At 62.1% G+C, this 1,236-nt stretch carries 2 protein-coding genes; both read right to left on the reverse strand.

Translation table 11 applies throughout. From position 1 onward, the window contains the following. On the reverse strand, positions 1–871 hold an 871-nt coding region (locus AC5RWX_RS33485; RefSeq protein ID WP_494100456.1), incomplete at its 3' end, for a F0F1 ATP synthase subunit beta. An 83-nt stretch (positions 872–954) separates the two neighbouring features. After that, positions 955–1,236: F0F1 ATP synthase subunit gamma (locus AC5RWX_RS33490; RefSeq protein ID WP_494100457.1), on the reverse strand; the 282-nt coding region annotated here is incomplete at its 5' end.

Consider the following 1,236-nt stretch of genomic DNA (forward strand, 5'->3'; position numbering starts at 1 on the left):
GGTTGGGCTGGTAGCCCACGGCCGAAGGCATGCGGCCGAGGAGGGTGGAAACCTCGGAACCTGCCTGCGTGAAGCGGAAGATGTTGTCGATGAAGAGCAGCACGTCCTGGTTCTGCACATCGCGGAAGTACTCCGCCATGGTCAGTGCGGACAGGGCTACGCGCAGGCGCGTTCCCGGCGGCTCGTCCATCTGGCCGAACACAAGGGCAGTGTCCTTGAGGACGCCTGCCTCTTCCATCTCAACCCAAAGGTCGTTACCTTCACGGGTACGCTCGCCCACACCGGCGAAGACGGAAGTACCACCGAAGTTGCGGGCAACACGGGTGATCATTTCCTGGATCAGAACAGTCTTGCCCACGCCGGCGCCACCGAACAGGCCGATCTTTCCACCCTTGATGTACGGGGTGAGGAGGTCGATGACCTTGATACCGGTTTCCAGCATCTCGGTGGAGCCTTCAAGGGACGCAAAGCTCGGTGCCTTGCGGTGGATAGGCCAGCGTTCGCTGATCTGCAGTTCCGCCTCGGTAACGTCCAGGGGCTGGCCCAGGACGTTGAAGATGTGGCCCTTGACGCCGTCGCCAACGGGTACGGAAATCGGGGCACCGCTATCCACCACGGACGTACCGCGGACAAGTCCGTCGGTGGCCTGAAGGGAGATGGCGCGCACGAGGTTGTCGCCCAGGTGCTGGGAGGTCTCGAACGTGATGGTCTTGGTGACACCGTTGAGGGTGATCTCGGTGGTCAGGGCGTTGTAGATGGACGGGATTGCGTCAGCCGGGAATTCGACGTCGACAACCGGGCCGATTACGCGCGCAATGCGGCCGGTAGCACCGGACGTTGCGGCTACGTGTTCGGTAGCAGTGGCAGTCATCTCTCTCACTTCACTCAGTAGATGGCGTGGGTTTAAGTTTATCTGTGGTGGTGCAGGTCCAGCGGAACCGGGGATGCTGCAGGCTAGGACGCCAGGGCGTCGGCGCCGGCAACAATCTCGGAAAGCTCCTGCGTAATCTCAGCCTGGCGGGCCGTGTTGCGCAGACGCGTGTACTTCTTGATGAGATCCGTGGCATTGTCACCTGCGGACTTCATGGCCCGCTGGCGCGCAGCGAGCTCGGAAGCCGCCGCCTGCAGCATGGCCGCGAAGATACGTGACTCGATGTAGCGCGGAAGCAGGGCGTCAAGAACGCGTTCCGTTTCCGGCTCGAATTCGTACAGCGGCAACAGGTCAGACTCCGAAGC

It is taken from the genome of Arthrobacter sp. SPT-J7 (assembly GCF_059089965.1).